This window comes from Barnesiella propionica (genome assembly GCF_025567045.1).
GTDB classification, from domain to species: Bacteria; Bacteroidota; Bacteroidia; order Bacteroidales; family Barnesiellaceae; genus Barnesiella_B; species Barnesiella_B propionica.
In genome coordinates, this window is sequence record NZ_JAOQJK010000013.1 from 15,383 (window position 1) to 40,456 (window position 25,074).

Below are 25,074 nucleotides of genomic sequence, written 5' to 3' on the forward strand. Positions count from 1 at the left end.
TCAAATAGAAAAGCCGGTATAATTATAAAAAACAAGAAAGCGGAAGATGTGGAAATCTTCCGCTTTCTTGTTTTCTTTGTGATATTAATATAATTTCTAATATTTGATTTTATCAGAAATATTATTTTGGATTTGTGCAACAAGACGGTTATTCGTTTCCTGTGCAGTGGATAGTTGCAACCGAATGTATTCCATCTGATTGATTAATAAATCACTCTTTTCATTCAGGCGCGTAACCTCCATGGATAATTTATTGACAATAGCCACTAAGCTTATCAGATCTGCAGGTGCCTCTTCCTCCACTTTAATCATCTCTCCTTTTCCGGTCATTAACCATTCGGCACTTAATTCGGGATAGGTATAAAGTATTTTGGAAATACTTTCGTACGATAAACCTTTTCCTCCTCTTCTTTGCTTTCCGAGCGTGCCGACAGCAATCTTAGCCTGAACGGTAATTTTATTATCGTTCAAACCTTTGAATCTCATAAATTTGTCTAATCTGCTGAAAAAATTATCCATCTTGTTAAAAATAATCTATTTTTTTATTGTATTATAGACTAATATCAATACATTTGCATCGAAAAAATAAATACTCGTATTTGTTTCACTGTGAAATTATAAAAACTATTTGAACAGTGCAACAAAAAACGAAAAAAAATCAAATGGCACTAAAAGATTATATAATACAATTGTCAAAAGAAGAGTATAAAGCATTGTTTAATCTGTTACAAGAAGAAACAATGTCAAGCAGAATCTCTGTTTATCGTTGGTTTTCAGGAAAATGCGTTCCTTCTCCAATAAAACAAAAAATTATTTCGAAGATAATAGGTATTCCTGCCGACGAATTGTTTCCTGACCGGTAAAATAAATTTTATTACTAGTACGGTGGATATTTATTCAATATGAAATAGAAAAATTAAGATAAAATAGTGTAGAAATTATTCGCATAGTTTGTAAATTAAAAAACGACTGGGGTACTGATAAGATGTGTGTATAAATAAAAAAGATGTGATGAACATATATTATTACTATCAGATGAAATACCCGGATAAATATTCCCCGAATAAACTATTGAAAGGATAGACGGAATCGTTTATTTCTTGTTTACAGAAAATATTATTGTTTATCTTTTGTTCTGACCGATTCTTTTTGGAAATACCGGGACACATTTATATTACACCAGTAATTTTTATTTGTAGTTATATCCAAATGATATAACATTTCGGGCTTTACTGTAAGTTCCTCTACTACGATATTTTTTTCGTCACTCAGGTAAAATTTTTCCCGGGCTTTCATTTCTTTTGCGTATTGTGCTGCTTCTCCGCTTTTTAATTCCGAAATAGCCATTCGGAATGTCGAATCTGAAAACATAAGCGGGCCGGACAAAACAAAAAAGATGAGTAGGCATTTACAAACGGGATATTTTTGCAAATGGGTATTGACGCGGGTAATGTATTTACGGATAAGGGAAAAATTATATATTCCCGCTTCTCTTTTTCGAATAATATGACCGATGTAATAAAACAGGTTGAAAAGCAGGAACCAGTAGAATATATATTTCCCCACTGTAAGCATACGAAAGGGGCCTTTATATCCTACTGCGTAATAAGTGGGTACATAAAATGAGCAATATACACCGAAAGATATGATCGAGATTAATAAAGGGTACTTGAATTTGAACGGACTGTTTTTGGCAATTTTATATAATATGGGGCTTAAGAATATAAATATCAAAATGACGGCCGGATTTTGCCAACGAATCAGGTCTTTTCCGCATGAGCCGACCGTTTTCAATATACTCAGGATGATGGAAGGTGTATGTGTCTGCATATCTTGCCTTACAGAGTTTCCGGGAGCGAGGGCACTAATAAAAAGTCCGGCAAGTATGCAGATAACCGAAACGTAAATGGGTACAGGTATTTTTTTGCCGGATAAACGGAAACATAAAGCGCTTACTGTAATTAATACAGGAGTGAATAGTGCCGTTGCAAAGTTGCCGCCTCCGATAAAAAAAGATAAAAGAATGATAAAAAACAAGAGTATGAATTTTGATCTGTTTGATTTTGCTAAAGGGTATTTAAGAAGACAGCCTATCAGGAATAAAGACAAAGAGAAGATAAAGCTGTAATAGACTGTTCCGTTGTACCAGAAAAATGCTTGGGCTTTGTGGTGGGCCAAAGCAATGGAAATAAGCAACAAAGAAAAAGTGAGCGTAAGCCAGTGATATGTACTGGCTTTAAAATAATCTTTCAGTATTATTTTTAATAAAAAAAGATAGCTGGCGGTGAGACTGGAAATTATAATAAAAGGAACCAGAAAGTACCATTGGCTGCCGAAAATACCGGGTTGTAATGTCATCAGGAATATTCCGCTGAATGTGCCTTGCCAGGTATAATAAAGTTCTTTTATGGTTTGCATGGCAGCCTGTAAAACAGCTGTTATGCTATGATGTTCATTCCATGCCTGATAAGTATATGCTCCGTAATAGTAATCATCGGCAGACGGGTAGTTGTATCGTGCCAGTATGAAAACAGGAATGAGGGATATAAGGTAGATAATTATTGTTATGGCAGTTGTAACTTTATCGTAAGACCGTTTTTTCATTTTATGACAACTTTTGTGTTTGGATTAATTCTTGTTTTCAAAAACTTATATTCGATTGTAAAGCAAAATTAATAAAAACAAAGACCACTCAATAAATTTATAGTCGATATATTTATTGTATAACTTTATTGTAAAGGCTCTTTCGGTTATACGAAAAGATAAAATGGCACAAGTATATTATTTTTTATAAAGTGTCCATATTGTTAAATTTTGGATTACGATGGTGGGATATATTTAATTAAAAAAATATTTTAATAATACTGTAAATGTGAAATATTTATGTATTTTTGTAGCAATGACAAATTTGTATAAATAAGAAACACACATTTTTTTATTATAGTTTGCTGACTATCTGGATATGTATTCATCTGTTATCTTGCTCTACAGATGATGAAAATGATTTTTCTTTTGGAGATGCGGTGGTGAATAATAGTTCCGAACGAGAATTTAATCAACTTACATTTATATTAGATATTAAAAATATTTCGGATGAATTTATCTGTATGGAACGAATTGACAGTGTCCGTTTACAGGTTAATGGGAACCCTTGGGGCGTTTTTTCTTCTGAACCAATTGAAAATGAAGGAAGGATAGATTTTGAAAAAGATAATATTTCTTGGTCAGTTTCTCCTGTAAATTATTTGGTGATCGCTCCATATATGAAGAAAAAGACACATATAGAAACTGCCGGAGATGCAATTGAGTATTTAAACGGTGTATTAGAATTACAACCTGGCGATTATATATGTGAAATAACAGAAATAAAATTGAAAGATAAATTAGGAGATTGGATAAAGATAAGGCCTTTTGTTTTCCAGAATTTTACAGTAAGAGAAAATACGGTAAGTTCTTATTTAGGCGATATTTCTGTCCGATGGAAGTAATATGTAAATTTGTTTAGAAATAAAAAATGCTGAGTATATATGAAAAAAATAATATATATCTTATTTTGTCTGTTTGTTCTGTGTGGTTGTAGGGAAAAGGCCAAAATTGTGATAATAAATGAATTGCCAAATGCCATTATGAAGGATGTGAAATGGGGTAGTTTTTCTTTATCGGGCAGTTTATACCCCGGAGTATCTTCTGCAATATATACTTTGGAAGAATCTGACGGAGTTTCATTTCCTAAAGAATCAATAGTGAGCTTTTATTTGGAATTGAATAATAAAAGTGTGTATTTGGAAACACGGCAAACATACCGTCTGGATAAAGACGAGTTTCTTAGAATTGTTATTGACGAATCTACTCCAGTATATAATCCCTTAGGAGTGAAACCGCGCCAATAGCGGTAGCGTATATTATGATTTTAATTGCCGGAACCTAACGAAGCGTTTGGTGCAATATAGAACTGACAGCAAAGACTTCCCCTCCGATGCATGGCTGATGATATCCGGATATATGTAAAATAAGTTATAGGAGACGGCACGTTCGTAGAGGAATGCTGCAATATGACTCCGGTATTATTCCAACTACATAAACGCCCTGTTGATAAAAGCCGAACTACAGACAAAGCATTTAAGCGAATAGTAGATAAAACAAGCAGGGAAGCCAAAGAGTTAAAATCGAAGCTGAACGCTGCTTACGTAACTATCCATCGTCTGGGGTTCCGTAAAATTTCCGGAGAGACGTATCTTAGATGGATTAATTCGATGAAGATAAGCGGCAGCATGCCGTTCGGTCGGGATTAGATATACAAATATGAAAAGAGTATTATTTTTATTGCTCTCATTTTTCTGTATATGAATTGATGTTTTTACGTTTAATTCTACTATAAAAGTAAGAAAATACCTGTTTTTATTGTTTTACTCGAAAAATCTTCGGGGGTAAAAAAATTTAATGTGTTGATTTCCTGATTGAATTATATATAAAAAAAAATTGATTGTCATCCCGACAACCAATCTTCGTTAACCTTAAATCTAATACCATGAAAAACACAGTGCAAATATAATCATTTTTTATGTTGTACAACATGTTTCTTTGTAAAAAAGATATTTATTAACTTTTTTTACATGTTTGGTTTTTTAATCGCTTTTCTGTTCTGGGAGTAAATAGGGATAATAAAAAGTTATTCATCTTATTACGTTACTCTTTCTATGATTCCGATGTGGAAAAATAATATTACTTTCGTTTCATAAATTATTCATATATACTACTCTTGATATGATGGGCCAATTTGTCCGGATATTTTTTATTGTGCATTTTCCCTTTCTTGTTTGCTAACCGCCTGTGCTGAGGTAATGTATTCTTCTCCCGATTCTGCTTCTCAGGCTCTGGCTAAAAGAGGGTGGAATATCGCTCCTTTCCCTGTGGCTATGGTACTTACGGAGAACTTTATGGTTTTGGGGACGGTGTGTTATATCCGGGTTGTAGGAATGAATTTTGTCTTGAGGTATCCCGATACACGGAAGGACCGGTTGTGCCGGAGCTCAGTTTACTCCGTTTGGGAATCCCTTTTATTTCTTGTCTAATATAAATGCGATATACCTCAGACAAACTTAATCTGAAGGGTTGGGAGGAATTGCCAATTTACGGGGATTTTACGAAATAGGGTGGTTGGTAAAGGAATGGGTTGGGTAAATGCCGAGATACGATTGCGGAGCGGCACTTTTCGTTGTTTGTGCAGAATATGATAAATAGAAATACACTTTGGCTTTTATTTCAAAAATAATACGTATGTTTGACTGGTTATATGTAACCTTAAATTGATTTTATAGTTATGGAAAAACTGAAATACTATATATTATCTTTTCTTGTATCGACAATTGTTGTTTTTCCCCTTGAAGCACAAATAAAACATGCTGAAAGAGAAGTCCCCGATAAGGTAGCCGAAGCAACTCCTGATACCCTGTCACAGCTTTTGCAGCAGATGCGTAAAGAGCTTGATGAAATGCGTTCCAATGAAAGTAATTTGTTAATGGAAGTGGAGCGCTGGAAATTACAGGCTTTTTCTTCAGATTCTCTCCGGCTTGCAAAACAAAGGTCACGGATAGATTCTATCCGCAATAGAACAAAAGGAGTCGCTGTTGTTGTGGAAGGGGATTCTTTGTTTTTCCTGTATGTTAAAAGAGGAGGGCTTTCTCCGGCATTACGTGCCGAACAAGTGTCCGAAAAAATAAGTAAATTGGGACGAGTATATAATCTTCAGCCTGATTCGGTATATATAGAATCCACAGATATAGTCACAGAAATTATGTATGAAGATAAAGTCCTCGTTTCTTTTACCGATCAGGACGGATTGTGGGAGAATCTCAGCAGGGATGACTTGGCCAGGAAATACCGTACGGTAATAGTACAAAAGCTGGATGAGATGAAAGCGGAACATAGTTTGTGGTCTCTGGGAAAGCAAATTCTTAGTTTTCTGGCTGTTGTAGTGATACAGATATTGCTGATAAAACTGATAAATTGGTTATATCGTAAATTAAAACGCCGGATAACGAGATTGAAACATAGCCGTTTGAAACCTGTCGTTTTTCATGATTACGAATTATTTAATATAAAAAGCCAGGTTCGTATGCTCGTTATTCTGGCAAATCTGGGGCGCTATCTTTTATTCTTGTTGCAACTTGTGATTACGATTCCTATTTTATTTTATATTTTTCCTCAGACCGAAGATCTTGCCTGGAAAATATTCTCATATATATGGACGCCGGTCAGGTCTATTTTGAAAAGTATCGTTGAATATATACCCAACCTTTTTACCATATTCGTCATTTACTTTGTCATAAAATATGTCGTAAAAGGACTGAGATATTTTGCGGATGAGATTGAAAATGAAAAGTTAAAAATCGGCGGTTTTTATGCCGACTGGGCTCAACCCACTTTCCATATTGTCCGTTTTCTTTTATATGCGTTTATGGTCGCTTTGATATACCCATATTTGCCTAATTCGGATTCGGGGGTATTTCAGGGAATATCGGTATTCGTCGGCCTTATTGTTTCATTAGGTTCCAGCACTGTTATAGCCAATATTATAGCAGGACTCGTTATTACTTATATGAGACCGTTCAAGATCGGAGACCAGATAAAGCTGAACGATACATTAGGTAATGTAATAGAGAAAACCCCGTTTGTAACCCGTTTGAAGACTCCGAAGAATGAAGTTGTGACAATCCCCAATTCATTTATAATGTCATCTCATACGACTAATTATAGTGCGTCCGCCAGAAATTACGGGCTGATTATACATGCCGAAATATCTATCGGTTACGATGTTCCTTGGAGAAAAGTTCATCAGCTATTGATCGATTCCGCCCGTTCCACTCCGGGGGTGTTGGCCGCACCCGAGCCTTTTGTTTTGGAAACGGCATTGAACGACTGGTATCCGGTATATCAGATTAACGCTTATATAAATGATGCAGATCGTTTGGCTGCTATTTATTCAGATTTATATCAACAAATACAAGATCATTTTAATGCCGCAGATATAGAAATTATGTCTCCTCATTATATCGCCCAAAGAGATGGTAATGAATCCACTATTCCTAAAGAGGAATAAAAGAGATATGTTGTTTTGGTAATGAAACTAAAAATGAGGTAATTCCTTATCGTGAAATGTGTTATTTTATCTATCTTTGCAACCGGTTATGGGACGGATATTATCTATTGATTACGGACGAAAGAGAACAGGTTTGGCGGTCACCGACCTGTTACAGATTATAGCGAACGGATTGACGACTGTTCCTACGGCCGGATTAATGGATTTTCTGGATAATTATTTACAGAAAGAACCAGTGGATTGTGTTGTGGTGGGATTACCCCGCCGGATGAACCATGAACTGTCGGAGAGTATGAAATATATTACACCGTTTGTTTCCAGGTTCAAGAAAAAATATCCCCACATACCGGTAGAATTTTACGATGAGCGATTTACTTCTGCACTGGCCCATCAGGCTATGCGTGACGGAGGGCTGGGAAAAGCGGCCCGCCGCAATAAGGAGCTGGTGGATGAAATAAGTGCTACGATTATTTTGCAGAGTTTTATGGAAAGTAAAAAATAAAGTAAATATAAAAAATGATATTACCAGTTTATTTATACGGGCAACCGGTGATCAGAAAGGTCGCACAAAATATCGATACGGCTTATCCCGACTTGAAGGCTCTTATAGCTAATATGTATGAAACAATGTATGCTTCGGACGGTATAGGCTTGGCTGCTCCTCAGATAGGTCTATCCATACGTGTTATTGTTATAGACGCTGATCCTATGAAAGAATATTTTCCGGATGTGGCCGGAAAGAAACTTACGCTGATCAACCCACATGTTGAAGTATTGGAAGATGGTGAAAAAGTTTCGAGGGAAGAGGGTTGCCTGAGTTTGCCGGGAATACATGAATCCGTTCCACGGATTGAGAAAATAAAACTTACATATTGTGATGAAAATTTTCAGGAGCATTGTGAAGAAATCGAAGGTTACCTGGCCCGTGTCGTTCAGCATGAATATGATCATCTCGAAGGACGGGTGTTTATAGACCATATTTCTCCTATACGTAAACAATTGATCAAGGGAAAACTGAATAATATCATGAAAGGTAATGTCCGTTGCGACTATCGTATAAAGGCGGTTAAATAACCCTGTCATGATGAGAATGATGTTGCGCGGAGGCCGGGAGCCTCTGCGTTTTTTTATTACTGATATTGTGTTATCTTTGTCTTGTTAATGTAAATCATAATAAAATATTATATAATGGCAGACGATAAAAAAGTTATTTTTTCCATGGTCGGGGTGAGTAAAGTATTCCCTCCTCATAAACAAGTATTGAAAGATATTTATCTGTCGTTTTTTTACGGAGCCAAGATCGGTATTATCGGTTTGAACGGTTCGGGTAAATCGACTTTGCTGAAGATAATAGCAGGCATAGAGAAATCTTATCAGGGAGAAGTCGTATTTTCTCCCGGATATTCGGTCGGATACTTGGAGCAAGAACCCAAATTAGATCCGGAAAAGACAGTGAAAGAGATTGTGCAGGAAGGAGTTCAGCCGGTTATGGATCTGCTGGCCGAGTATGAAGAAGTCAATCTTAAATTCGGAGATCCCGAGGTGTTGGAGGATCCGGACAAAATGGATGCGCTGATCGCCCGTCAGGCAGAGCTTCAGGATAAAATTGATGCCACCGATGCCTGGAATCTGGACAATAAACTGGAACGGGCTATGGATGCATTGCGTTGTCCGCCCGAGGAACAACAGGTGAAATTCCTTTCAGGAGGTGAACGCAGGCGGGTAGCTTTGTGCCGTCTTTTGTTGCAGCAGCCCGATATTCTTTTACTGGATGAACCGACCAATCACCTGGATGCCGAGTCCATAGACTGGCTGGAACAACATCTGCAACAATATGCAGGAACTGTTATCGCTATAACACACGACCGTTACTTTCTGGATCATGTTGCCGGATGGATATTGGAACTGGACCGGGGGGAAGGAATTCCCTGGAAGGGAAATTATACTTCCTGGCTGGAACAAAAGACCAAGCGTCTGGAACAGGAAGAGAAACAGGCAAGTAAACGCAGGAAAACGCTTGAACGGGAACTGGATTGGGTGCGAATGGCTCCTAAAGCCCGTCAGGCGAAAGGAAAAGCCCGCCTTAGCTCCTACGACAGGCTGTTAAATGAGGATCAGAAAGAACGGGAAGAAAAACTCGAAATCTTTATTCCTAACGGTCCCAGACTGGGCAATAAGGTAATTGAAGCAAAAGGAGTCGCAAAAGCTTATGGAGATAAGTTGCTTTTCGATGATCTTAATTTTATGTTGCCCCCGAATGGTATTGTAGGTGTTATAGGGCCTAACGGTGCAGGAAAAACAACTTTATTCCGTCTTATTATGGGACAGGAGAAATGTGACAATGGTGAATTTGAAGTAGGAGAAACGGTTAAAGTTGCATATGTCGATCAGACCCATAAAGATATCGATCCGGAAAAAACGGTGTATCAGGTTATATCCGGCGGACAGGAGACTTTCCGCATGGGTGGACGTGAGATGAACGCCCGGGCTTATCTTTCCCGGTTTAATTTCACCGGAGCCGATCAGGAGAAACTGATAGGTGTACTTTCCGGTGGAGAACGCAACCGCCTGCATTTAGCGATGGCGTTGAAAGAAGAAGGGAATGTCTTGTTATTGGACGAACCGACTAATGATATTGATGTAAATACGCTGCGTGCGTTGGAAGAAGGTTTGGAAAATTTTGCAGGATGTGCTGTCGTAGTTTCTCACGACCGTTGGTTTCTCGATCGCATTTGTACGCATATTCTTGCATTTGAAGGAGATTCTCAGGTTTTCTATTTTGAAGGTTCTTATTCCGATTATGAAGAAAATAAGAAAAAACGAATGGGAGATGTGGAACCTCATCGTGTCCGTTACAGAAAGTTGATGGAATAATGGCTTGGACTGATAATGTATAAGATTCCGCTACTTTTTTTAAGTAGTGGAATTTTTTTTCTCTTTTGTTGCAACCAAACATGCAGACGTTTACGTCTAATAGATAAAAGAATATATAATATATAATTATTGAACTCTTAAAAAGATGTGCGATGAGAAAATTGATTTGTATTTTTGTCTTGTGTATGGCCGGTTTGTCGTTGTGGGCCGGTAATAATGATAGTATCCAGGCTAAAATTGACAACCGGGCAGCTTCAGAGATGGCGTATTATGATTCTTCGTTTTCGACTATCGTAGCACAGGAATCTTTTGTAAAAACATTCTTGAAAAATCTGGTACCAATAGTAGCCATATCGTTTCCTTTTTTATTTGCTGTATTGACGGTTTTTTTTGTATTATGGTATAAGTATAAAGATAATAAAAGACGTTATGTGGTCTTGGAAAAAGCATTGGAGGCGGGCCGGGATTTACCGGATAATTTTTTCCAGACACAGAGAAAAATGCCTCATAACAGACTAAGCAATTCGGTAATGCTTATGGGTGTGGGATTGGGGGTTGCTATTTTTGGTGCGATCATAGATCAGATAGAGGTTTGTGCGCTTGCGGTTATTCCGTTTATTTTAGGTGTAGGCCAATTTGTTGTTTATATTATAGAAAAAAGAGAGGCAAAACAAAACAGACCTATTGAAGGTGAAAGACAAGGATGAAGATATAGCTTTGATATCAAAGTGCCTCCTGTTTGACGACAGGAGGGCTTATACGCGTTTAATAGATAAGTATCATCCCCGCATAAAACGATTTTTTCTTAACCAAACTTTAGGGAACGCTGCTTTAAGTGATGATCTGGCGCAGGAAACATTTATCAAAGCTTATTTGTATTTGCGTTCTTTCCGGGGAATAGCAGGTTTTTCTACTTGGTTATTTAAGATAGCATGGAATGTTTTTTATGATTTTGTGCGTAGTGAGAAAAATCATGATGACTGTGGTCTTGATATGGTGGATCATTATATGCAGGATCTTCCTGAACCGGTAGGGAAGAAATTGGATATATATAATGCATTACAGTTACTCAGAATAGAAGAACGAACTGTTATAGTGTTGTTTTTTATGGAAGATATGAGTGTTGATAAAATAGCGGGGATCACGAATATGCCCGTCGGTACGGTTAAGTCCCATCTTTCCAGAGGAAAAAAGAAATTGGGGGTTTATTTAAGAAATGAAGGTTATGGATATGATGAATAACAATGAATTGAAATCCTTCTTTGCAAAAGAGGCGCAGCCTTTACAAGGCGATGAATGGTTTTCCCGTAAGGTAATAAATCGTTTACCTGAGAAAAAAAATCGTAAGGCACAAGGTGTAATGCTTGTTACTTTTTTGCTGGCATTTTTAATCGGAGGTGTTTTGTATTTGTCGATTTTCGATTCTTTATTTGAGACGGCAATAACTTTACATACTATTCTGATATATATAACTTTTATTACGGTTACAGGTATAATGTTCTATCAGATGGTGAAATTTGCGGATCAATAGCCCAGGCCCGTATTGTATATTATATTAATAGGATTATTGTACCCTTTGTAAATAAGAGGGTACGATTTTTTTCTGTTGTGGGGGTAGGAATATGGTTATATGATATCGAATCTTTTCAGTGCATGATATATTCCGTCATTATCTGCGTCTTCGGTAATGTAGTCAGCGGCAGCTTTTACTTCGTCAGCGGCATTTCCCATGGCTATTCCGGTTCCTGCATAAGTTAACATGGATATGTCGTTGTGTGCATCTCCGAAAACCATAGTCTCTTCGGGTTTAATATTATAAAAATCAATCATTTTCCCGATTCCTTTCTCTTTACCGCCGTCAATAGGGGTCGCGTCTATGAATAAGGGATGCCATCGGGTCGATTTGCAGTGAGGAAGTGCCGAGAGAGGCAGACTGACTTCTGTTTCCGGAACGAATATCATTAATTGGTAGATATTATTTGTCATGGCTTTGGTGATATCTTTTACAGGAGGCATAGGAAAAGATATGCTCTTTTGTACGGTTTCGATGGCGGGAGTTACCGCGTTGATATAAATATCGTTTTCTTCTGTGAACATGCAGGTATAAAGCGGTATTTCCAGTTGGGAGACAATAGCCCGGATGTCGTCCTTGTGTATAGGATGTGTGTGTATTATTTTATTGTTGTCGTAACAATATTGTCCGTTTAATGTTACATAACCGTCAAATTCGATATCTTCCAGGTTATTTAATTGCAGCTGGTGTCTTCCGGTCGCAATAAATATCTTAATACCTTTTTTCTTGAGCTCTTTTAATGCGTAATGTGTACTTTCGGAGATACGATGTGTGCGTAAACTCACTAAAGTCCCGTCTATATCGAAAAATACGGCACGTATCATCCCAGTATGACAGACAAGTAGAACAAGGCAGCCGGAGATGCAATCAATACACTATCGAACCGGTCGAGGATACCGCCATGCCCCGGTAATAATTTACCTGAGTCTTTTACCGTTAGAGTGCGTTTAATGAGTGACTCGCACAGATCTCCCCAGGTTGAAAATATGGAGATAGTAACAGCCAGCCCCACCCATTGCCAGGTGTTGAGAAAATCGAAATAATGGGCGGCTATAAAGGAACCTGCAATACAGAAAGCAAGTCCTCCGAAGAAACCTTCCCATGACTTTTTAGGCGAAATGCGTTCGAACAGACGGTGTTTTCCGAACGTACAGCCGATAAGAAAAGCTCCGGTATCATTAATCCAGATACAGGCAAAAAAGGCTAATAAAAGTGTGGAGTTATAGATATCCTGTGAAAATGCGATATTTCCTAAAAGTCCCAAAGGGAGAGCTATATAGATATGTCCTAAGAAGCTGTGGGCCCAGCTTTCGATAGGATTTTCATCTTTAATATATAATTGCATGATTAACCGTATGACCAGATAAAACCAGTACGGAGTAAGGGTAAAAGGTGTCAGTATGCTGCCCGATGCGGCTATCTGGAATATTTGGATGAACAGATAAGTCCCGGCTATTATGTCTAACAGGATAATTATTTTTTTCTCTTTATGCATCTTTCCTAAAAGGTGGTAGAATTCGAATAGTGCATACGCAACGATGGCGGAAAAGATCAGGAGAAAGCTGGTTTCTCCGAAAAATATAGCACTTATGATAACGGCCACAAAAAGAGCCCCTGTAATTGAACGCAACAGTAAACTTTTCACAATAAAATAGTTAGATAATAACTCATTCGTATGCTGCAAAGATATAAAATAAATTGTTGATATAGTGATGGAAAATGGTAAATTGCATAAATTGATGGATATGAAGATACGGGATATTCCTGTTATCAGCCTATTATTAAACATATTAAAGCCATTATAACATATTTGACGGTCAGTGCTCTAATATGAAATGATATTACATTAAACCTTGGAATGGTAATAACCGGTATCTTATAAAAATATATAGTCGTAATGATTACCCGTAATTTAATAAAATAAAAGTCGCGAATGCAGTTTTACACACGCGACTTTCTTATATCCTAATAATTATCGTTTAATCTTGTTCGTTTTTTTCTTCCGGTTCGTTTTCACTCGTTGGAGGAACCTCGTTTGCTTTATCTTTTTCTGCAAAACTTTCAGCAATTTTCTCTTCTTCTTTTTCTGCAGCTTCATCGTTCAGTATTTCTTCGGAACGTGACGCCCACGGACGTTTTCCAAATATATGTTCTACGTCTTCGCTGAATATCACTTCGCGGCTTAGTAATACTTCGGTCAATTGTGCATGGCCTTCTTTTTTCTCCAGTAGTATTCTTTTGGCGCGTTCATACTGTTCGGCGATAATTGCGCTGACTTCATTATCGATCAGTTTCGCAGTCTCTTCACTGTACGGTTTGGTAAAACCGTACTCTTGTCCTGTAGAGTCATAGTAAGATAAGTTCGGTAGTTTTTCACTCATCCCGAAATAAACAACCATCGCATAGGCTTGTTTCGTAACCCTTTCGAGGTCGTTTGCGGCTCCAGTCGAAGTACGTCCGAGGAACACTTCTTCCGCAGCTCTTCCTCCCAACGTTGCGCACATTTCGTCCAGCAATTGTTCCCGGGTGGTTATCTGGCGTTCTTCGGGGAGATACCATGCAGCACCTAAAGCTTTGCCACGAGGTACGATCGTAACTTTTACCAATGGATTGGCGTACTGCAAAAACCAACTTAATGAAGCATGTCCGGCTTCATGAATAGCAATAGAACGTTTTTCCTCGAGCGTTGTAATTTTCGAGCGTTTTTCCAAACCTCCTACGATGCGGTCGACGGCATCCATAAAGTCCTGTTTTTGTACGGATGTTTTTCCTTTCCGGGCTGCTATAAGTGCCGCTTCATTACATACATTGGCTATATCTGCTCCCGAAAATCCGGGTGTCTGTCTCGATAACAGATCCACGTCTACCGAATCGTCAATTTTTACATTGCGTAAATGTACGCCGAATATTGCTTTCCGGTCGTTCAGGTCGGGTAGCTCTACATAGATCTGACGGTCGAAACGTCCGGCGCGTAATAACGCTTTATCGAGAATATCGGCACGGTTGGTTGCGGCAAGAATAATAACTCCGCTGTTCGAGCCGAATCCGTCCATTTCGGTTAATAATTGATTCAATGTATTTTCCCTTTCGTCGTTGGAACCCATATTGGGGTTTTTACCTCGGGCACGTCCTACGGCATCGATTTCATCGATAAATACGATACATGGAGCCTTTTCTTTTGCCTGACGGAACAAATCACGTACGCGCGAGGCACCTACGCCGACGAACATTTCTACGAAATCGGAACCCGACAGGGAGAAAAACGGAACGTTAGCTTCTCCTGCTACAGCTTTAGCCAACAATGTTTTTCCTGTTCCCGGAGGGCCTACCAATAGGGCTCCTTTGGGAATTTTACCACCCAGATCATTATATCTTCCCGGGTTCTTGAGGAACTCCACGATTTCTTCTATTTCCTGTTTGGCTTCAGAAAGTCCGGCTACGTCCTTGAAAGTTACCTGTATCGAGCCTTCTTTGTCGAATAGTTGCGCTTTTGCCTTACCTACATTGAATACGCCGCCGTTTCCTCCGGATTGTCCCGACATCCTGCGCATAATAAAGAACCAGATTACAATAAGGAGTAATATGGGGCCGAATGACAATAATATATTAGTAAGGTCGCTACTTTTTTCATAATTGATATCCGCTTTGAATCCGTTTTGTTGTTTCCACGTCTCTATGGTTTTGGCAAAACTGTCTCCCGAAGGGATATTGGTATATATTTTAGGATTACTGCCCATGCGTTCTTTGTCCGCTTTAAAGACACTTTGGGCGGCACTATCGGTAAGAAACGCTTCTACATAATCCTTATTAGTGTAGACCGTAATTTTTTTGATACCTCCGTTTATCGCTATTTTTTCAAACTCGGTCCAGTTGACTTCTTTCGATGCCGAACCGTCGTTTACCCAATAAAGACCCAACAGCATAAGACCGACGATCGAATACATCCAATAAATGTTGAAGCGAAATAGCTTTTTTTTAGGGCCTTGAGGATTTGAGGCGTTGTTATTCATAAATTTTTTGTTCAAAGTTTTGAAAAATGAGAGCAAAAACTATTCCAAATCGGGAATATCTGTCAATTTGGCATCATTCCAGAGTTGTTCCAGTTTATAATACTCACGGTATTCGGGCAAAAACACATGTACGAGGATATCCCCATAGTCTATAACAATCCATTGTGAATTTTGATAACCGTCGTAACCGAAAGGTTTTATGTTGATATTTTCACGAACATATTCTCTGATACTGTCGGCAATGGACGAAACTTGCATGGTGGAGTTTCCTTCACATATGATGAAATGACCGGCAGAAGCCGAATCTATTTTTGTCATGTCTACAGTCGTGATTTTTTTACCTTTTTTTTCCTGGATACCTTCTATTATTTTTTTTATCAGTAATTTTTGTTCTTCCATTTAAAAAATTGAGATATAAATTATTTATGTGCAAATATAAGCCGAATTCCTAAAAAATTCACTTACTGGTTGTTATTAATTTTCGTTTTTAGTTAAAATCTGCTGTGAAGCTCGTATTCTGGCAATTAGATAAAATATATATAAAAATATGTGTTTGAATATAAATTCAAGATATTATTGTATTTTATTAATGGAAAATATGCTATATTTACATTGAAAAATAATGACAATTAACTATTAAATAATATTTAACGAAATATTAACTTCTTAATTCCCATGAAAAAAATTATACTATTATTTTTATCTTTATTGGCGGCAGCTATGTTAATAGCACAACCGAAACAAGAAATAAGGGCCGTATGGTTGGCAACGAATCCTTATGCGCTTGACTGGCCCAAATCCGTCGTTGAAAGATCACAGAAAGACCAGTTAATTACAATTTTGGATAAACTTGAAGCTGCTAATTTCAATACGGTTATTTTTCAGGTGCAGAGCTATGGCGATGTACTTTGGGATTCCGGTATCCAGCCTTGGTGCTATCATTTGACAGGGACTCCCGGAAAGGCGCCTGCTTATGATATGTGCCAGTATGTAATAGATGAATGCCATAAACGGAATATGGAAGTTCATGCGTGGGTAGTACCTTATCGTGTAGGTTCTTTGACTTATGTCACTAAATATGATAATTGCGACTTGCCTCATGTTACCAAAGTGCATCCCGAGTTATGTATTCAATTCGGTAATGACTGGTATTTGGATCCCGGGCTACCTAAAGTTCGCGAATATTTGTTGAATTTATATGAGACGCTGATAAAAAAATATGATTTTGACGGTCTTAATCTGGATTATACCCGTTATCCCAGTAAAACGTTTAATGATGCCGTTTCATATGCGGAATATGGGAATGGAAAGAATAAAAGTGACTGGCGCAGAGAAAATATCAATCAGTTCGTGTATGAATTGTACGATATGGTAAAATCAATTAAGCCCGAAATGAAAATAGGCTCGGCACCTATTGGTACATATAAGAATATAAGCGGATTGAGGGTAAATGCAGAAGGGTATGGAGATTATTTTCAAGATGCATGTGACTGGGCAAAAAAAGGAAAGCAGGATTTATTAATTCCTCAAATGTACTGGAATGAAACCTATAACTATTCAAAACATATGGTTACATGGATGGATAACAGGAATGACAGACAGTTGGTTATAGGTCTGGCTCCATATAAAATAGTTGATGAAAGTAAATGGGATGTATCTGTTGTGACCGACCAGATAGAAAAGGCACGTAAAAATAATCCAGAGACCTGTGGCGTTTGTTTTTTTAAAATTGAAGATGTGACAGGTAGCCCTCTGAAAATAAGAAATTTTTATAATCAGTTGAAAGATAATTATTTTAAATACCCTGCTCATATTCCTGTTATGCCGTATCATGGAATAACGAAGCCAAATGCCCCGGTCGGTTTGTCCGCATCGGTCAATGACGATAATCGGGAGTGTACATTAACGTGGAACATACCGTCATTAGATAATGAAGGAACGCCGATTCGCTATTATAGCGTATACATGTCCGAGAATTCCGACATCGATATAAATGATGTGACAAAACAGATAGGACATATAGTAAAAGACAATACTTTTACCTGCACTTTACCTGAAGTGAATAAAGATTATTATCTGGCAGTTACCACCTTTGACCGGGGTTATTATGAAAGTGATCTGTCTGATATCGTAAAAGTTTCGGCTGTATCCGGTATAATAGAAACAGGAATAAAACCGGTTAAATTCATACTGGCCGGTGATTGGCTGAAAGTGGAAACCGAACAAAAGATAACATCGGTCGGTGTGTATGCTCTGAGCGGAGTGTTGGTTGCATATTCTGCTTCATATGAAATGAATGTGGCTAATTTGCCTCATGGCGCATACATTGTCATGGTAACGATGGAGAATGGAAAAGTGGTAAAACATAAAATGATCAGATAAATGATCGGAGCAGAATCTTTCCGGTATTTTTTATCGGAGAGGTTCTGCCATTAAAAAAGGTATTTATCAATTATTTTCTTTAAGGTGCGGATTGAATCTCAATGTTCGGATTATTTGTATCTTTTTAATTCTATTTCTATGAAAAAAATATTATTTTTTTTGTTGTCATTATGGATGGCAATTGTACTGCAGGCCCAGCCGAAACAGGAAATCCGGGCCGTATGGCTCACTACGAATCCCAATGCAGTGGACTGGCCTACGTCGAAAAATGAGACGAATCAGAAATCTTCTCTTATCGAAATTCTTGATAAATTGCAGGCTGCTAATTTTAATACAATCCTTTTCCAGGTACAAAGTTACGGCGATGTGCTTTGGGACTCCGGTATCCAGCCCTGGAGCTATCATTTGACCGGTACTCCCGGAAAAGCACCTAATTATGACATTTGTGCGTTTGCGATAGAGGAATGCCATAAACGTAATATGGAGATACATGCATGGGTGGTGCCGTATCGTGTAGGAAGTAATTCGTATGTAACAAAATATGATGATTGTGCTCTGCCTCATGTATATAAAGTGCATCCCGAAATGTGCGTAAATTACGACAATGCGTGGTATCTCGATCCGGGCTTACCCGAAGTGCGCAAATATTTGGTAGATTTGTATGAGACTTTGGTAACAAAATATGAATTTGACGGTATCAATTTGGATTATACCCGTTATCCTCATGCGAATTTTGATGATGGAGACTCTTTTAAAAAATATGGAGGCGGTGCAAATCGGGACGATTGGCGCCGGGAAAATATAAATAAATTCGTATATGAGTTATACGATATGATAAAATCCCATAATCCCGGTATGAAATTGGGGGTAGCTCCTATAGGGTGTTATAAAAGAATACCCGGTTATTCCGGTTGGTACGCCTATTCCGATGTTTTTCAGGATCCTTGCGACTGGGCCGAAAAAGGTAAAATAGATTTAATAATTCCCCAGTTGTATTGGGATGAGAGCAGCGGTTATTCTGCACATACTAAAACGTGGATAGATAATTGCAACGGACGTCAGTTGGTTGCCGGACTGGCTGCTTATAAAATGACGGAGAGTCCTTATTGGCAGACCTCTGTGGTAATAGACCAGATAGAAAAAATGCGTAAGAATAATCCCGCTACTTGCGGTGTTAGTTTTTTCAGGACCAATTATATACTGGGCGAAAACGCCAAGATTAAAGACTTATACAATCAGTTAAAAGATAATTATTTCAAATATCCGGCCCACATCCCTGTTATGCCGTATAATGGCGTGACGAAACCGGATGCGCCGGTCAATGTGAAGGCTTCTGTAAATACCTCGACGAAGGAAAGCACGATTAGTTGGGATGTCCCTGAACAGGATGAGAATAATACTTCTATTCGATACTATAGCGTATATATATCCGAAAGTCCTGACATCGAAATTGACAATGTTGAAAATCAGGTCGCACATATAGTTAAGGAAAACACCTTTACATATACTTTACCGGACGATAAGATATATTATTTTGCTGTGACGGCTTTTGATAAAGGGTATTATGAAAGCGGACTCTCCAATGTGGTGAAAGTATCGGCGTCAGCCGGGTTGATGGATGCCGATATAAAACCGGTACGGTTTATCGTTGAAGGAGACTGGCTGAGAATAGATACTCAAGAAACAGTCGTATCGGTTCATATTTATGCTTTAAGCGGAACCTTGATGGCTCACGGGGATATTTCGGAAATCAATATCGGTCATTTGAGCCGTGGTGCATATATCGTTGTTGTAACCGTGAATAATGGTAAAATAATTAAATATAAGATGATAAAATAAAAAAAATAGTATATTTGCAATGAAAAAATCTCCTGGTTTATGATATTATCGGGAGATTTTTTTGCAAGAAATCAGACTATTTTAGAGTGTATAATCTAATATTTCAATAAATCACAAATAAACAAAACTTAATTTTTATGAGAAAGACATTGACTCTTATCCTTTCTTTGCTGGTGACAGGGATATTGATGGCCCAACCTAAGCAGGAAATCAGGGCCGTGTGGTTGACAACTAATCCTAATGCGGTGGATTGGCCTAAATCTACAAAAGAAGCAGAGCAAAAAGCCAGCCTTATCGAGATTCTGGATAAGTTGCAGGCCGCTAACTTTAATACAATTATTTTTCAGGTACAAAGCTACGGCGATGTGCTTTGGGACTCCGGTATCCAGCCCTGGAGCTATCATTTGACCGGCACTCCCGGAAAAGCGCCTAATTATGATATCTGTGCCTTTGCGATAGAAGAATGCCATAAACGTAATATGGAGATACATGCCTGGATTGTCCCTTACCGTACAGGTGCAAATTCGTATGTAACCCGATATGACAACTGTGCTTTGCCTCATGTTTATAAGGTACATCCGGAATTATGTGTAAATTACTCCAATGCCTGGTATCTCGATCCGGGATTACCCGAAGTACGTAAATATTTGGTAGACCTGTATGAGACTTTGGTGAAAAAATATGATTTTGACGGTCTTAGCCTGGACTACACCCGTTATCCCGGAAAGGATTTTAATGATGCGGCTTCTTTCGCAAAATATGGAAATGGAATGAAAATAGAAGACTGGCGTCGTGAAAATATAAATACATTCGTGGGAGAATTGTACGATATGATAAAGTTGAACAAACCCAATATGAAACTTGGATCCGCTCCTATCGGTACATATAAAAATTATAGCGATACACACAATATGTCAGCATATTCCGATGTTTTTCAGGATGCTTGCGAATGGGCAAAAAGAGGGAAACAGGATCTTTTAATACCGCAAATGTACTGGAATGAAAATTATGGTTATTCCAGACATATGATTACGTGGATAGAAAATGCCAATGAACGTCAGCTCGTTATAGGATTGGCTCCCTATAAAATGCTGGACGGGAATGCGTGGCAGCCTTCGGTAATAACCGATCAAATAGAAAAAATGCGTAAAAAGAATCCGTCTACATGCGGTGTTTGTTTTTTCAGGGCTGATAATATATTAGGAAACGAGTCGAAGGTAAAAACATTATACAGCCAGTTGAAAGATAATTATTTTCAGTATCCCGCTCATATTCCTACAATGCCGTATCTTGGAGAGACAAAACCGAATGTTCCGGTTAATGTGGCTGCGTCGGTAAATACGGCTACAAAAGAGTGTACGATCAGTTGGAATACACCGGATCTGGACGCTAAAAATACTCCTATCCGTTATTACAGCGTATATATGTCTACTAACCCTGTAATCGATATTGACGACGTAGAAAATCAGGCCGTGCACATAGTGAAAGGAAATAATTTTACATATACGTTGCCCGATAATGATACCTATTATTTTGCCGTGACCGCCTTTGATAATGGGTACTATGAGAGTGAAATTTCAGACATTGTAAAAGTATCGGCTTCTTTGGGAACAATAGATGCCGATCTTAAGCCGGTTAAGTTTATAGTGTCCGGAGACTGGTTGAAAGTTGAATCTGAAAATACCGTGGTATCTGTAAGTATTTATGCTTTGAGCGGTACTCAGGTCGCATATAGTGGTTCTTCGGAAGTTAATGTTGCTCGTTTAAACCGTGGTGCTTATATTGTAGTCGCCGTTTTGGACGATGGAAAAGTTATCAAATATAAAATGATGAAATAATTATTGTATGTCGAGATAAGGAAACTCCCGGAGAATCATATTCCCGGGAGTTTCTTGTTGAAGGCAGGAAAAGGCGAGTTTTATTGTTCCGGCAAAAGAAAAAATGTTTATCTTTGCGTATTAAAAGAATTATATTTATATGGAAATAAAAGGAAAGATTATACACGTTTTGCCCTTGCAAAGCGGTATTTCAAAGGCTGGTAACTCCTGGAAGAAACAAGAATATGTATTGGAAACGGAAGAGCAATATCCCCGGAAAGTTTGTTTTAATATTTTTGGAGACAAAGTAGATCAGTTTCCGGCGGCGATAGGCGATGACGTAGTAGTAAGCTTCGATTTGGAAAGCCGGGAATTCAACGGGCGGTGGTATACCGATGTGCGTGCTTGGAAAATCGAAAAAACAGCCGGGATGGCTCAGGGAGGAGATATGCCTCCTATACCGAATGATATAGCTCCATTCCCTCCCGCATCAGATGCTGCTTTCGGGCCGTCTTCGAATGATGACTTACCTTTCTAACGGATAAAAAATAAGATATGAAAGCCGGAGTTAGCAGAACGCAAACTTCGGCTTTCATATCTAAAAATATGTTGTAAAATATCCTTTTCCGGTAACCGCTGAATCATACTTTTTTTTATCTTTACATTATCTCTAATAACTTAAAAAATTAAAGTTATGATTATCGGTATACCCAAAGAGATTAAAAACAATGAGAACAGGGTTTCTCTTACTCCGGCCGGAGCACAGGAGTTGGTAAAAAGAGGTCATACGGTTTATGTACAAACCGGGGCAGGTGTTAACAGCGGTTTTCCCGACGAAGTATATGTAAAGGTCGGAGCCAAAATTCTGGCGGCTATAGAAGACGTTTATGCAATTGCGGAGATGATCATAAAAGTAAAAGAGCCGATAGAAAATGAATATCCCTTGGTAAGGAAAGACCAGTTAGTGTTTACTTATTTCCATTTTGCATCAGACCGGAAGCTAACAGAAGCAATGCTGGCGAGCGGTGCGGTTTGTCTTGCTTATGAGACCGTCGAATTGCCCGACAAGTCGTTGCCGCTGCTTGTCCCTATGTCCGAAGTTGCCGGACGGATGTCCGTGCAACAAGGAGCACATTTTCTGGAAAAACCTCACGGAGGTAAAGGAAAACTTATGGGAGGAGTTCCCGGGGTAAAACCGGCAAAAGTATTGGTACTTGGAGGCGGTGTTGTGGGATGTTCAGCGGCTAAAGTAGCCGCAGGTATGGGAGCCGAAGTCATAATGACAGATTTATCATTGTCTCGTTTACGTTATTTGGATGATGTGATGCCTGCTAATGTTCGTACCCTCTATTCTTCCGAATTCAATATACGCGCCGAGTTGCCCGATACAGATATGGTTGTAGGAGCAGTATTGATCCCGGGAGATAAAGCCCCGCATTTGATAACCCGTGATATGTTGTCGCTTATGCAGCCCGGTTCTGTATTGGTAGATGTGGCCATAGACCAGGGCGGTTGTTTCGAGACATCTCATCCCACTACACATTCCGATCCTGTTTATACGGTAGATAATATTATTCATTATTGTGTCGCCAATATCCCCGGGGCCGTACCTATGACTTCTACGTTAGCGTTGACCAACGCGACTTTACCTTATGCGTTGAAATTGGCCGATAAGGGGTGGAAAAACGCTTGTGCCGTAGACCATGCTCTATTCGAAGGCTTGAACATTGTACAGGGAAAAGTCGTATATAAGGCCATAGCCGAAGTATTCAATTTAAAATATGAACCTTTGAATCTATAATCTTACATGAAATAAATTAGAGAAAATGTCATATATCATTTCGGTGTATGGCATTTTTTATATATAATATTTACCCTTGAAATTAATAGTCGTATTCATTTATTTCTTATTTTATAAATAAAATGGTAACTTGCCGGAGTTTAAAAAAACTATTGTGATTCTAAAAAGTGAAAAATAACATTTCGGTAGCGAATAAGTGAAGAGATTCTAATGAAATATATAGATAAATTATATATAGTTGTGGTATGTTTGTTTTGCATGGCAGAACTTTATTCACAAGAAGAGATAACCGAAGTCCGTTACCTTGAACAAGACAGTATTCTGTGGGCCGATTTTGAGACTTGTCAGGAAAAATTAAATGAATATTGGGATTCAATGCCCGACAAAAGAGACAGTATTCAGGAGGTGTATAATGAAATATACCGGAAAACTTCCGAAAAAAATATTGAATTAGCTATGAAATATGCTTCGGTTCCCAGTGGGCTGCAACGTTTATATATGACCCGCCTTGATATACCTAAAGATACGTTGGAGAGCATATTAAATTCCCTCGATATCGAAATGCAGGAATCGTTCTATGGCAAAAATATCAGAGAACATTTACAGAACAGGCAAATTCAAGAAAGAGATTCGGTTTATATATTTCCCTGTGTTCAAGTAGACGGAAAACCATTTGATTGGAATATTACAAATGGAAAACAATTGCTTATACTCTACGGCGGATTAGGTTGTATGGGAAAAGCTGGTCGTGAACAATTAAAACAGTTGTATGAACAGACTTCCAGAGATCATCTTCTAATCCTTGTGTATTGGCCTTGCAGTTCTTTGGAAAATCTGCAAAAGCTGAAAACAGAATATCCTTGCGAATATATTTTCGTTTCCGACTTTAAACAAGACGCGAGTCCTATGAAAATCAAATATGGAGTACAGGCGACACCTACTTGTTTCTTAACAGATAGGCAACACATTGTAAAAGTAAAATGTACAGGTTTTCATCCGGAACTATTTAACAAATATATCAATCGAACTAAATGAAGGCAGAACAACAACCTCAATTGAACGACCACAACAAACGCGAATATCCCCCCATGCACACAGCAGAACATATATTGAATCAGACGATGGTACGCATGTTCGGATGTGGTAGAGCTGTAGAGGCGCACATAGAACGCAAAAAATCGAAATGCGATTATATTTTGGTACAAGAGCCTGCAGATATTCAAATAAAAGAAGTAGAAAAAAAAGTAAATGAAATTATTTCGATGCATTTACCGGTCAATATAGAACATATGGAACGAGAGAAGGCCGCATCTTTATTCGACTTGAACCGGTTACCCGAAAATGCATCCGAAATGCTGAGAATAGTTAATATAGGAGACTATGATAAATGCCCCTGTATCGGAGCTCATGTAAAAAATACCGGCGAGATAGGCCATTTCACCATCGTCAGTTATGATTATAGTAAAGAGAGATTGCGCCTCCGTTTTAAAATAATTGAAAAATAATTTCAGACGTATCCTGTTGTAAATAAGTCTATAGCGTATAATCTGAGTGATATTCCCTCAAAAAAACATAGAAAAGATTTGGAGAGAGGGGAAAAAAGTTATTATCTTTGCCGTCGCTTTTGGGGAAAGAAATTAATCACTGGTGAAAAAAGAGGCCAAAAGATTTGGAAGAAT

At 38.2% G+C, this 25,074-nt stretch carries 24 protein-coding genes; 18 read left to right on the plus strand and 6 right to left on the minus strand.

The features are described 5' to 3' along the window. Positions 1-96: 96 nt before the first annotated feature. Positions 97-486, minus strand: coding sequence for a hypothetical protein (locus OCV73_RS14075; protein ID WP_147553212.1), 390 nt, complete (start codon positions 484-486; stop codon positions 97-99). A 176-nt stretch (positions 487-662) separates the two neighbouring features. Between OCV73_RS14075 and OCV73_RS14080 the strand changes: the two genes are divergently transcribed. Beyond that, positions 663-863 (plus strand): XRE family transcriptional regulator, encoded by a 201-nt coding sequence (locus OCV73_RS14080; protein ID WP_147553214.1) that lies wholly within the window; start codon positions 663-665, stop codon positions 861-863. A 253-nt stretch (positions 864-1,116) separates the two neighbouring features. Here OCV73_RS14080 and OCV73_RS14085 read toward each other — a convergent pair whose 3' ends face one another. Beyond that, positions 1,117-2,604, minus strand: a complete 1,488-nt coding sequence (locus tag OCV73_RS14085) for a DUF6056 family protein (protein WP_147553216.1) — start codon at positions 2,602-2,604, stop codon at positions 1,117-1,119. Positions 2,605-2,945: 341 nt separating this feature from the next. Here OCV73_RS14085 and OCV73_RS14090 point away from each other — a divergent pair, with 341 nt between their 5' ends. The 10 genes from OCV73_RS14090 to OCV73_RS14135 all read left to right on the plus strand — a co-directional run bounded on the left by OCV73_RS14090 (position 2,946) and on the right by OCV73_RS14135 (position 11,504). Beyond that, positions 2,946-3,488 carry a hypothetical protein gene (locus OCV73_RS14090; RefSeq protein ID WP_147553218.1) on the plus strand — a complete coding sequence of 181 codons (543 nt, stop codon included), beginning with the start codon at positions 2,946-2,948 and terminating at the stop codon, positions 3,486-3,488. Between the two features lie 39 nt (positions 3,489-3,527). Next, positions 3,528-3,890, plus strand: coding sequence for a hypothetical protein (locus OCV73_RS14095; RefSeq protein ID WP_167551277.1), 363 nt, complete (start codon positions 3,528-3,530; stop codon positions 3,888-3,890). 162 nt (positions 3,891-4,052) lie between these two features. After that, on the plus strand, positions 4,053-4,292 hold the full coding sequence (locus OCV73_RS14100; RefSeq protein WP_147553222.1) for a hypothetical protein: 240 nt from the start codon (positions 4,053-4,055) through the stop codon (positions 4,290-4,292). Between the two features lie 1,028 nt (positions 4,293-5,320). Beyond that, positions 5,321-7,099, plus strand: a complete 1,779-nt coding sequence (locus tag OCV73_RS14105; protein ID WP_147553225.1) for a mechanosensitive ion channel family protein — start codon at positions 5,321-5,323, stop codon at positions 7,097-7,099. Positions 7,100-7,187: 88 nt separating this feature from the next. Further along, positions 7,188-7,601, plus strand: coding sequence for a Holliday junction resolvase RuvX (ruvX, locus tag OCV73_RS14110; protein WP_147553227.1), 414 nt, complete (start codon positions 7,188-7,190; stop codon positions 7,599-7,601). A gap of 14 nt (positions 7,602-7,615) precedes the next feature. Beyond that, the gene (gene def, locus OCV73_RS14115) at positions 7,616-8,173 is read left to right on the plus strand and encodes a peptide deformylase (protein ID WP_147553229.1); all 558 of its coding nucleotides are present in this window, start codon (positions 7,616-7,618) and stop codon (positions 8,171-8,173) included. 114 nt (positions 8,174-8,287) lie between these two features. Beyond that, positions 8,288-9,973, plus strand: coding sequence for an energy-dependent translational throttle protein EttA (gene ettA, locus OCV73_RS14120; RefSeq protein WP_147553231.1), 1,686 nt, complete (start codon positions 8,288-8,290; stop codon positions 9,971-9,973). A 152-nt stretch (positions 9,974-10,125) separates the two neighbouring features. Beyond that, positions 10,126-10,680 (plus strand): DUF6249 domain-containing protein, encoded by a 555-nt coding sequence (locus OCV73_RS14125; RefSeq protein ID WP_147553233.1) that lies wholly within the window; start codon positions 10,126-10,128, stop codon positions 10,678-10,680. Continuing rightward, entirely contained in the window at positions 10,664-11,215 is a 552-nt protein-coding gene (locus OCV73_RS14130; RefSeq protein WP_147553234.1) for an RNA polymerase sigma factor, read from the plus strand. The genes OCV73_RS14125 and OCV73_RS14130 overlap by 17 nt, the downstream gene beginning before the upstream one ends. Beyond that, positions 11,205-11,504, plus strand: a complete 300-nt coding sequence (locus OCV73_RS14135) for a DUF5056 domain-containing protein (protein ID WP_262512977.1) — start codon at positions 11,205-11,207, stop codon at positions 11,502-11,504. The genes OCV73_RS14130 and OCV73_RS14135 overlap by 11 nt, the downstream gene beginning before the upstream one ends. 95 nt (positions 11,505-11,599) lie before the next feature. Here OCV73_RS14135 and OCV73_RS14140 read toward each other — a convergent pair whose 3' ends face one another. The 4 genes from OCV73_RS14140 to rsfS form a co-directional block, all read right to left on the minus strand. Continuing rightward, a complete protein-coding gene (locus OCV73_RS14140; RefSeq protein WP_147553238.1) occupies positions 11,600-12,370 on the minus strand; it encodes a Cof-type HAD-IIB family hydrolase in 771 nt (256 codons plus the stop codon). After that, positions 12,367-13,194: a phosphatidate cytidylyltransferase gene (locus OCV73_RS14145; RefSeq protein ID WP_147553256.1), complete on the minus strand. Its 828-nt coding sequence runs from the start codon at positions 13,192-13,194 to the stop codon at positions 12,367-12,369. The genes OCV73_RS14140 and OCV73_RS14145 overlap by 4 nt, the downstream gene beginning before the upstream one ends. A gap of 331 nt (positions 13,195-13,525) precedes the next feature. Continuing rightward, the gene (gene ftsH, locus OCV73_RS14150) at positions 13,526-15,556 is read right to left on the minus strand and encodes an ATP-dependent zinc metalloprotease FtsH (RefSeq protein ID WP_147553240.1); all 2,031 of its coding nucleotides are present in this window, start codon (positions 15,554-15,556) and stop codon (positions 13,526-13,528) included. A 39-nt stretch (positions 15,557-15,595) separates the two neighbouring features. Further along, complete coding sequence (gene rsfS / locus OCV73_RS14155) at positions 15,596-15,955, minus strand: ribosome silencing factor (protein ID WP_147553242.1); 360 nt, start codon at positions 15,953-15,955, stop codon at positions 15,596-15,598. Positions 15,956-16,231: 276 nt separating this feature from the next. On the opposite strand from rsfS, the gene OCV73_RS14160 reads away from it, so the two are divergent. From OCV73_RS14160 to OCV73_RS14190, 7 genes are all read left to right on the plus strand, one after another. Then, the gene (locus OCV73_RS14160) at positions 16,232-17,938 is read left to right on the plus strand and encodes a glycoside hydrolase family 10 protein (RefSeq protein ID WP_147553244.1); all 1,707 of its coding nucleotides are present in this window, start codon (positions 16,232-16,234) and stop codon (positions 17,936-17,938) included. A gap of 138 nt (positions 17,939-18,076) precedes the next feature. Continuing rightward, positions 18,077-19,777 carry a family 10 glycosylhydrolase gene (locus OCV73_RS14165; protein ID WP_147553245.1) on the plus strand — a complete coding sequence of 567 codons (1,701 nt, stop codon included), beginning with the start codon at positions 18,077-18,079 and terminating at the stop codon, positions 19,775-19,777. 137 nt (positions 19,778-19,914) lie between these two features. Beyond that, positions 19,915-21,615: a family 10 glycosylhydrolase gene (locus tag OCV73_RS14170; protein ID WP_147553247.1), complete on the plus strand. Its 1,701-nt coding sequence runs from the start codon at positions 19,915-19,917 to the stop codon at positions 21,613-21,615. A 139-nt stretch (positions 21,616-21,754) separates the two neighbouring features. Next, positions 21,755-22,132, plus strand: a complete 378-nt coding sequence (locus OCV73_RS14175; RefSeq protein ID WP_147553249.1) for a DUF3127 domain-containing protein — start codon at positions 21,755-21,757, stop codon at positions 22,130-22,132. A gap of 156 nt (positions 22,133-22,288) precedes the next feature. Next, positions 22,289-23,395 (plus strand): alanine dehydrogenase, encoded by a 1,107-nt coding sequence (gene ald / locus OCV73_RS14180; protein ID WP_147553250.1) that lies wholly within the window; start codon positions 22,289-22,291, stop codon positions 23,393-23,395. Between the two features lie 258 nt (positions 23,396-23,653). After that, a complete protein-coding gene (locus tag OCV73_RS14185; protein WP_262512979.1) occupies positions 23,654-24,430 on the plus strand; it encodes a hypothetical protein in 777 nt (258 codons plus the stop codon). After that, entirely contained in the window at positions 24,427-24,900 is a 474-nt protein-coding gene (locus OCV73_RS14190) for an alanyl-tRNA editing protein (protein WP_147553252.1), read from the plus strand. The genes OCV73_RS14185 and OCV73_RS14190 overlap by 4 nt, the downstream gene beginning before the upstream one ends. Positions 24,901-25,074: the final 174 nt, after the last annotated feature.

Coding starts and splice junctions, on each gene's coding strand:
- OCV73_RS14075 (WP_147553212.1), bottom strand. CDS start 486: ATGAGATTCAAAGGTTTGAACGATAATAAAATTACCGTTCAGGCTAAG.
- OCV73_RS14080 (WP_147553214.1), top strand. CDS start 663: ATGGCACTAAAAGATTATATAATACAATTGTCAAAAGAAGAGTATAAA.
- OCV73_RS14085 (WP_147553216.1), bottom strand. CDS start 2,604: ATGAAAAAACGGTCTTACGATAAAGTTACAACTGCCATAACAATAATT.
- OCV73_RS14095 (WP_167551277.1), top strand. CDS start 3,528: ATGAAAAAAATAATATATATCTTATTTTGTCTGTTTGTTCTGTGTGGT.
- OCV73_RS14100 (WP_147553222.1), top strand. CDS start 4,053: ATGACTCCGGTATTATTCCAACTACATAAACGCCCTGTTGATAAAAGC.
- OCV73_RS14105 (WP_147553225.1), top strand. CDS start 5,321: ATGGAAAAACTGAAATACTATATATTATCTTTTCTTGTATCGACAATT.
- ruvX (WP_147553227.1), top strand. CDS start 7,188: ATGGGACGGATATTATCTATTGATTACGGACGAAAGAGAACAGGTTTG.
- def (WP_147553229.1), top strand. CDS start 7,616: ATGATATTACCAGTTTATTTATACGGGCAACCGGTGATCAGAAAGGTC.
- ettA (WP_147553231.1), top strand. CDS start 8,288: ATGGCAGACGATAAAAAAGTTATTTTTTCCATGGTCGGGGTGAGTAAA.
- OCV73_RS14125 (WP_147553233.1), top strand. CDS start 10,126: ATGAGAAAATTGATTTGTATTTTTGTCTTGTGTATGGCCGGTTTGTCG.
- OCV73_RS14135 (WP_262512977.1), top strand. CDS start 11,205: ATGATGAATAACAATGAATTGAAATCCTTCTTTGCAAAAGAGGCGCAG.
- OCV73_RS14140 (WP_147553238.1), bottom strand. CDS start 12,370: ATGATACGTGCCGTATTTTTCGATATAGACGGGACTTTAGTGAGTTTA.
- ftsH (WP_147553240.1), bottom strand. CDS start 15,556: ATGAATAACAACGCCTCAAATCCTCAAGGCCCTAAAAAAAAGCTATTT.
- rsfS (WP_147553242.1), bottom strand. CDS start 15,955: ATGGAAGAACAAAAATTACTGATAAAAAAAATAATAGAAGGTATCCAG.
- OCV73_RS14160 (WP_147553244.1), top strand. CDS start 16,232: ATGAAAAAAATTATACTATTATTTTTATCTTTATTGGCGGCAGCTATG.
- OCV73_RS14165 (WP_147553245.1), top strand. CDS start 18,077: ATGAAAAAAATATTATTTTTTTTGTTGTCATTATGGATGGCAATTGTA.
- OCV73_RS14170 (WP_147553247.1), top strand. CDS start 19,915: ATGAGAAAGACATTGACTCTTATCCTTTCTTTGCTGGTGACAGGGATA.
- OCV73_RS14175 (WP_147553249.1), top strand. CDS start 21,755: ATGGAAATAAAAGGAAAGATTATACACGTTTTGCCCTTGCAAAGCGGT.
- ald (WP_147553250.1), top strand. CDS start 22,289: ATGATTATCGGTATACCCAAAGAGATTAAAAACAATGAGAACAGGGTT.
- OCV73_RS14185 (WP_262512979.1), top strand. CDS start 23,654: ATGGCAGAACTTTATTCACAAGAAGAGATAACCGAAGTCCGTTACCTT.
- OCV73_RS14190 (WP_147553252.1), top strand. CDS start 24,427: ATGAAGGCAGAACAACAACCTCAATTGAACGACCACAACAAACGCGAA.